Source organism: Streptomyces sp. NPDC127114 (assembly GCF_042677525.1).
GTDB lineage: Bacteria > Actinomycetota > Actinomycetes > Streptomycetales > Streptomycetaceae > Streptomyces.
The window spans coordinates 1-7,308 of record NZ_JBHXTJ010000087.1 but is presented as its reverse complement, the minus strand read 5'-3'; the positions used below and the strand labels follow the sequence as shown (position 1 = coordinate 7,308).

Below are 7,308 nucleotides of genomic sequence, written 5' to 3'. Positions count from 1 at the left end.
CGTCCGGTGGCGAGGGAGTGGGCGACGTCGGCCGGGCTCAGCTCGGGCCGTGCCCGTACGTACGCGGCGAGCTGACCCGCGGCCTCGGCCAGCGCGTCCGCCGAACGAGCCGACAGGGCCCACGGCAGGGAGGAGCCGTCGAGCGGGGCCTCGGCCGTCTCGTCGGCGGGGTCCGCGTCACTCGGGGCCTCGGCGAGGATGACGTGGGCGTTGGTGCCGCTGATGCCGAAGGACGAGACACCGGCGCGCCGGACCTTGTCGTCCGTGGCGGGCCACGGACGGGGCTCGGTCAGCAGCTCCACGCCGCCCGTCTCCCAGTCGATCAGCTCACTGGGCTTGGTCACGTTGAGCGTGGCGGGCAGTTCGCCCTTGCGCAGCGCCATGACCATCTTGATGACACCGCCGACACCGGCGGCGGCCTGGGCGTGGCCCAGGTTGGACTTGAGCGAGCCGAGTCGCAGCGGTTCGCCGCCGTCACGGTCGCTGCCGTACGTGGCGAGGAGGGCCTGCGCCTCGATCGGGTCGCCGAGCACCGTGCCCGTGCCGTGCGCCTCGACGGCGTCGACCCCGGCGAAGGAGACCCCGGCGTCCTCCACGGCCGCCCGGATCACCCGCTCCTGGGCGGGGCCGCTGGGCGCCGTCAGGCCGTTGGACGCACCGTCCTGGTTCACGGCCGAGCCGGCGACCACGGCGAGGACCTGATGGCCGTGGCGCCGGGCGTCCGACAGCCGCTCGACCACCAGCACGCCGACACCCTCGGCCCACGCCGTACCGTCCGCGTCCGCGGAGAAGGACTTGCAGCGGCCGTCCGCCGCGAGCCCGCGCTGCTGCGAGAACTCGACGAAGATGCCGGGTGTCGACATGACGGTCACACCGCCGGCGAGGGCCAGCGAGCACTCGCCGGAGCGCAGTGCCCGGACCGCCAGGTGCAGGGCGACCAGGGACGAGGAGCACGCGGTGTCGACCGTCAGGGCCGGGCCCTGGAGGCCCAGCGTGTAGGCCACGCGGCCCGACGCGACGCTCGACGTGGTACCGGTGAGGGCGAAGCCGGTGGCGCTCGTGCCCGACTCGCCGAGGCGCGGACCGTACTCCTGGGCGATCGCGCCCAGGAACACGCCCGTCGACGACCCGTGGAGCGAACCGGGTGTGATGCCGGCCCGCTCCAGGGCCTCCCAGGACACTTCGAGCAGCAGTCGCTGCTGCGGGTCCATCGCCAGTGCCTCGCGCGGCGAGATGCCGAAGAACTCGGGGTCGAACTCGGGGGCACCCGTCACGAAACCGCCGTCGCGCACGTAGGACGTGCCGGGGTGGTCCGGGTCGGGGTGGTAGAGACCGTCGAGGTCCCAGCCCCGGTCGGTCGGCAGCCCGGAGATCACGTCGCGCTGCTCGGCGACGACCTGCCACAGCGCCTCGGGCGAGTCCACCCCGCCCGGGAAGCGGCAGCCCATGCCGACGATCACGATCGGGTCGTCGGCGTGGAGGTCGGAGTCGGACGGGGAGTCGGCGTGGGCGGCCGCTCCGGCCTCCAGTTCGCGGACCCGCTGACGGGACTGGTGGAGGTCGACGGTGAGACGCTTGAGATAGGCGACGAGTTTCTCGTTGTCCGGAGTTGTCATGGTCTTGATGCCCCCGTAGGCGTTGTGGAGCCGTGCGTGCGTGCGCGCGGGCCGGGCACGTCACGCGACGGTGCGTACGACGTGCCCGATCGAGCCGCGCGCGGCGAACAGGACGAGCGGAGTGAGGGGTCCGCCGAAGCGGACCGGGATCAGAGTTCGGAGTCGATGAACGCGAGCAGTTCGTCGACCGAGGCCGATTCGACCCGCGCGGTCAGTTCGTCGTCGGACCGGACCCGCTGGGCCGGCACCAGGGCGAGGGCCGCCAGCGCGTGGAGGCGCTGGACGATCTCGTCCCTGACGTCGTCCTGGGTGTCGTCGGGCAGGCTGCCGAGCGCCGCTTCCAGCCGGTCGAGTTCGACCAGTCCGGGCGCGGTGCCGAGGCCCGCCGTCGTCTCGGCCGCCGGGACGGTGGGGTCGGCGGAATCCGCCTCTTCCGGGGCCAGTTCCTCGTGCAGATAGGCCATCACCGCGAGCGGTGTGGGGTAGTTGAACAGGAAGGTGGCGGGCAGCCGCAGACCGGCGCTGGTCTGCAGCCTGTTGCGCAGTTCCACGAGCGTGAGCGAGTCGCAGCCCATGTCCTTGAACGGGCGGTCGGCGGGCACGCCGGCCGCGTCGGACCGGCCGAGCACGGCGGCGGTCTGCACCCGTACGAGGTCGAGCAGCAGGTCCTGCCGCTCGGCCGGGTTCAGCACGGCGAGCCGGTCGCGCAGGGTCGCCGTCGCCGGGGCGGCGGCGGTGGCCCGTGCCTCCTGGGCGGGTCGCGGTGCGGCCGGGGCCAGGTCCCGGAGCACGGCGGGCAGTTGCTCGCCGAGCGCGCCGAGGGCGGCGCGGTCGAAGGGCGCGGGCACGAGCGCCGCGGCGTCCGTGCGCAGGGCCGCGTCGAGCAGGGCCAGGCCTTCGGCCCGGTCGATCGGCGCCAGACCGGTACGGGCGATCCGTCCACGGTCGGCCTCGGACAGCGAGCCCGCCATTCCGGCGGCGCCCGGCCGTCCCGCGGTGTCCGCCCACATGCCCCAGGCCAGGGAGAGCGCCGGCAGACGCCGGGCCCTCCGGTGCTGCGCCAGGGCGTCCAGGTAGGCGTTGGCGGCGGCGTAGTTGCCCTGCCCCGCGCCGCCGATGACACCCATGACGGAGGAGAAGAGGACGAAGGCCGCGAGGTCCTGGTCCACGGTCAGCTCGTGCAGGTTGCGGGCCGCGGTGGCCTTGGCGGCGAGCACCGTGTCGAGGCGCTCGGGAGTGAGCGCGGTGATCACGCCGTCGTCGAGCACTCCCGCGGCGTGGACGACGGCGGTGAGCCGTACGTCCGACAGGAGCCGCGCGAGCGCGTCCCGGTCGCCGGTGTCGCAGGCCGCGAGGGTGACCTCGGCGCCCGCTTCGGTGAGCTCGGCGGCGAGTTCGGCCGCGCCGGGCGCGTCGGGGCCGCGACGGCTGACGAGCAGCAGCCGGCGGGCACCGTGCTCGGTGACCAGGTGCCGCGCGACGAGACCACCGAGGGCGCCGGTGGCGCCGGTGATCAGGACGGTGCCGTCCGGGTCGAGGGGCGCGGGCAGGGTCAGGACGACCTTGCCGATGTGCCGCGCCTGGCTGACGTGGCGGAACGCCTCCGGCGCGCGGCGGACGTCCCAGGTGCTGACCGGCAGCGGGGTGAGCGCACCCGACGACAGCAACCCGAGGACCGACGTGAGTAGTTCGGCGATCCGCTCGGTCGGCTCCTGGAGCAGGTCGAAGAAGCGGTAGTCCACCCCGGCGTGGTCGGCCGCGACCACGTCCGGGTCGCGCAGATCGGTCTTGCCCATCTCCACGAAGCGACCGCCGTGCGGCAGCAGCCTCAGGGAGGCGTCCACGAACTCGCCGGCGAGGGAGTTCAGGACGACGTCCATGCCACGGCCCTCGGTGGCCGCGCCGAACGCGGTCTCGAACTCCAGGGTGCGGGACGACGCCAGGTGCGCCTCGTCCAGACCCATGGCACGCAGGGCGTCCCACTTGCCGGGACCGGCCGTGCCGTACACCTCCGCGCCCAGGTGCCGGGCCAGCTGGACGGCGGCCATGCCGACACCGCCGGCGGCGGCGTGGATCAGGACGCGCTCGCCCGCCGCGAGTCCGGCGAGGTCGACCAGCGCGTGGTAGGCGGTCAGGAACACGATGGGCGCGGACGCCGCCTGGGCGTACGTCCAGTCGGCGGGCATCACGGCGACCCGCCGGTGGTCGGCGACGGCCACCGGGCCGAACGCCCCGGAGAGCAGGCCCATGACCCGGTCGCCGACGGCGATGCCGGTGACACCGGGACCGACCTCGGTGACCACGCCGGCCCCTTCGAGACCGAGGAGACCGGGGTCACCGGGGTAGAGGCCCAGGGTGTTCAGGACGTCGCGGAAGTTGACGCCGGCGGCGCGCACCGCGATGCGCACCTCGCCGTCGCCGAGCGGCGCCTCGGACTCCGGGCAGGGTTCGAGCGCCAGGTGGTCCAGGGTGCCGCGGTCGCGCACCGCGAGCCGCCAGGCGGTCACCCCGGCCGGCGGAACCAGCGCACCGTCGGCGGTCGCCCTGCCGATCCGGGGAACCAGCAAGGCCCCGTCACGGACGGCGAGCTGCGTCTCGGTTCCGGTCGTCGGCAGCGCCGTACGACAGTCCGCCGCGGACTCCACGTCGAGGAGCCCCACCCTGCCCGGGTTCTCGGTCTGCGCCGAGCGCGCCAGACCCCACACGGCCGCGGCCTCGGGGTCCACGTCGGCGTCCGGTGCCGTCGCCACGGCCGCGCGGGTGACGAGCACGAGCCGCGAGTCGGCGAACCGGTCGTCGTCCAGCCAGGTCCGGAGCAGGTCGAGCGCGCGGTGCACGGCGGACCGGGGGCCGGCCGCGCCACCGTCCGCGAGGTCCGTCGTGCCGGCCAGGCCCGTCGCGCCGGCCAGGTCCGTGAGCGGTGCGAAGACCACCGCCGGGGCCGGGAGCCCCGCATCCACGGCCTGCCCCAGGGCGGCGAGGTCGGCGTACCGGGAGCCGACGCCCAGGTCGGCGGAGCCGAGCCCGGCGGCCGACGCAGACGCGTCCCCGTCCCCGGCCGGGGCGACCGGCTTCCAGTCCAGGCGGTGGAGCGACCGCGGAACGGTCACCTCCTCGCTGACCGGGCGCAGGACCAGCTCCTCGACCTCGGCGACCACCGCGTGCGACTCGTCGAGCAGCGTCAGCGACACCGCGTCCGGTCCGGTGGAGGCGATCAGGACGCGGGCGGTGCGGGACCCGGGCTGATGGACGGTCACGCCGCGCCACGAGAAGGGCAGCAGACGGCGGTCGCCGTCGTCCAGCGCGGTGATGACGATCGGGTGCAGGGCCGCGTCGAGCAGCGCCGGGTGCAGCCCGTACGAGGCGGCGTCGGTGACGGACGACGGCAGGGCGACCTCGGCGAGCAGGTCCGAGCCGTGCCGCCACGCGGCGCGCAGGCCCTGGAAGACCGGGCCGTAGGCGTAGCCGGCGGCGGCCAGGCCGTCGTAGCAGCCGTCCACGGCCAGCGGCTCGGCCTCGGCGACGGGCGGCGCCGCGGCGGTCGCGGGTGCTCCGTCGTGCGGGGCGAGCGCGCCGGTGGCGTGCAGCGTCCACGGTTCCGTGGCGCCGTCCGGCGTCTCGACGCGGGCGTGCACGGTCAGCGTGCGCTGCCCGTCGTCGCCGGGCGCGGCCACGACGACCTGGACCTCGGTGCGGCCCTCCTCCGGGATCACCAGCGGTGCGACGAGGGTGAGTTCGGCGACCCGGGGCGTGCCGGTCTGCGAGCCCGCGCGGGCGGCGAGTTCGAGGAACGCGGTGCCGGGCAGCAGGACCGAGCCGAGCACGGCGTGGTCGGCGAGCCACGGATGCGTACGGCGGCCGAGCCGCGCGGTCAGCACGGTCTGTCCGGACTCGGCGAGCTCGACGGCGGGGCCGAGCATCGGGTGACCGGCCGTGCCCGCGGTGCCCTGCGCGGTCAGCCAGTAGCGCTCCCGCTGGAAGGCGTACGTGGGCAGGGCGGGCGTCCGGCCTGGCCCGAACACGGCCTGCCAGTCCGCGCTCCGGCCGCGCACGTGCAGCGCGCCGAGCGCGGCGGCCAGGGTGCGGCCCTCGGGCCGGTTGCGACGCAGCACCGGTACGAACGCCAGCGCGTCGTCGTCCAGGCAGTCCTGGCCCAGCGCCGACAGCACGCCGTCCGGGCCGAGTTCGAGGAAGGTCCGCATGCCGAGCCCGTGGAGGGCGACCAGGCCGTCGGACATCCGGACTTCCTGGCGCACCTGCCGGAGCCAGTAGTCGGCGGTGACCTCGATCGGCCGCCCGGTGACCGTGGACACCATGGGGATGCGCGGCTCCGCGTAGCGGACCCCCGCGGTGACGGCGCCGAACGCGTCGAGCATCCCGTCCATGCGGTGCGAGTGGAAGGCGTGACTGACGACCAGCCGGCGCGTCTTGCGGCCGGCCTCGGCGAACGCGGCGGCCACCTGCTCCACCGCCTCGACGTCGCCGGAGACGACGACGGCCGTCGGGCCGTTGACGGCGGCGATGCTCACCTCGTGCTCGCGGCCCTCGATCAGGGCGCGGACCTCGTCCTGCGAGGCCTGGACGGCCGTCATCGCGCCGCCGGCCGGCAGGGCCTGCATGAGCCGGCCGCGCGCGGTGACCAGGGCGCAGGCGTCGGGCAGGGTGAGGATCCCGGCGACGTGCGCGGCGGCGAACTCGCCGATGGAGTGGCCGAGTACGGCGTCCGGCGCCAGACCGCGGTGTTCGAGGAGCCGGAACAGCGCGACCTGGAGCGCGAAGAGCGCGCACTGCGTGTTCTCGGTCCGGTCGAGGGCCTCCGCGTCCTGGCACATCACGTCGCGGATCGGCGGCGTACCGGGCACGGAGGCGCGGCAGGCGTCGAGTTCGGCGCACACCGCGTCGAGGGCGGCGGCGAAGACCGGCTCGGACTCGTACAGTTCACGGCCCATGCCGACGCGCTGGCTGCCCTGCCCGGTGAACAGGTAGGCGAGCCCGTCGTCCGGGCGCGCCGTGCCGAGGGTGAGGGCGGAGTGCGCCTCGCCACGGCCGAGCGCGGTCAGCGCCGCGACGGCCTCGGCGCGGTCCTCGGCGGTGATCGCCGCGCGGTGGTCCAGGGCGGTACGGGTGGTGGCCAGGGCGCGGCCGAGGTCACGGGCCGGCACGTCGTCGAGCTCGTCCAACGCCTCGACGAGCGCCGTGGCCTGGGCGCGCAGCGCCGGCTCGGTACGGCCGGACAGCACCCACAGCGGGGCCGTGTCGCCGAGCGGGGCCTCGGCCGTCTCGTCGACGGGGTCCGCGTCGCTGGGGGCCTCGGCGAGGATGACGTGGGCGTTGGTGCCGCTGATGCCGAAGGAGGAGACGCCGGCCCTGCGGACCTTGTCGTCCGTGGCGGGCCACGGGCGGGGCTCGGTCAGCAGCTCGACACCGTCGGCGGCCCAGTCCACGAGCTCGCTGGGCTTGGTCACGTTGAGCGTGGCGGGCAGTTCGCCCTTGCGCAGCGCCATGACCATCTTGATGACACCGCCGACTCCGGCTGCTGCCTGGGCGTGTCCGATGTTGGACTTGAGCGAGCCGAGGAGCAGCGGCTGGCTGCCGTTGCGGTCGCTGCCGTAGGTGGCGAGGAGGGCCTGGGCCTCGATCGGGTCGCCGAGGACGGTGCCCGTGCCGTGGGCCTCGACGGCGTCCACGGCGG

General features: G+C 75.2%; 2 protein-coding genes. Both read right to left on the bottom strand.

Annotated elements, in window-relative coordinates:
• On the bottom strand, positions 1–1,616 hold a 1,616-nt coding region (locus ACFVGS_RS37215), incomplete at its 3' end, for a type I polyketide synthase (protein ID WP_385696903.1).
• A gap of 149 nt (positions 1,617–1,765) precedes the next feature.
• Positions 1,766–7,308 (bottom strand): type I polyketide synthase (locus ACFVGS_RS37210; protein WP_385696900.1); only part of this gene is annotated, 5,543 nt, incomplete at its 5' end.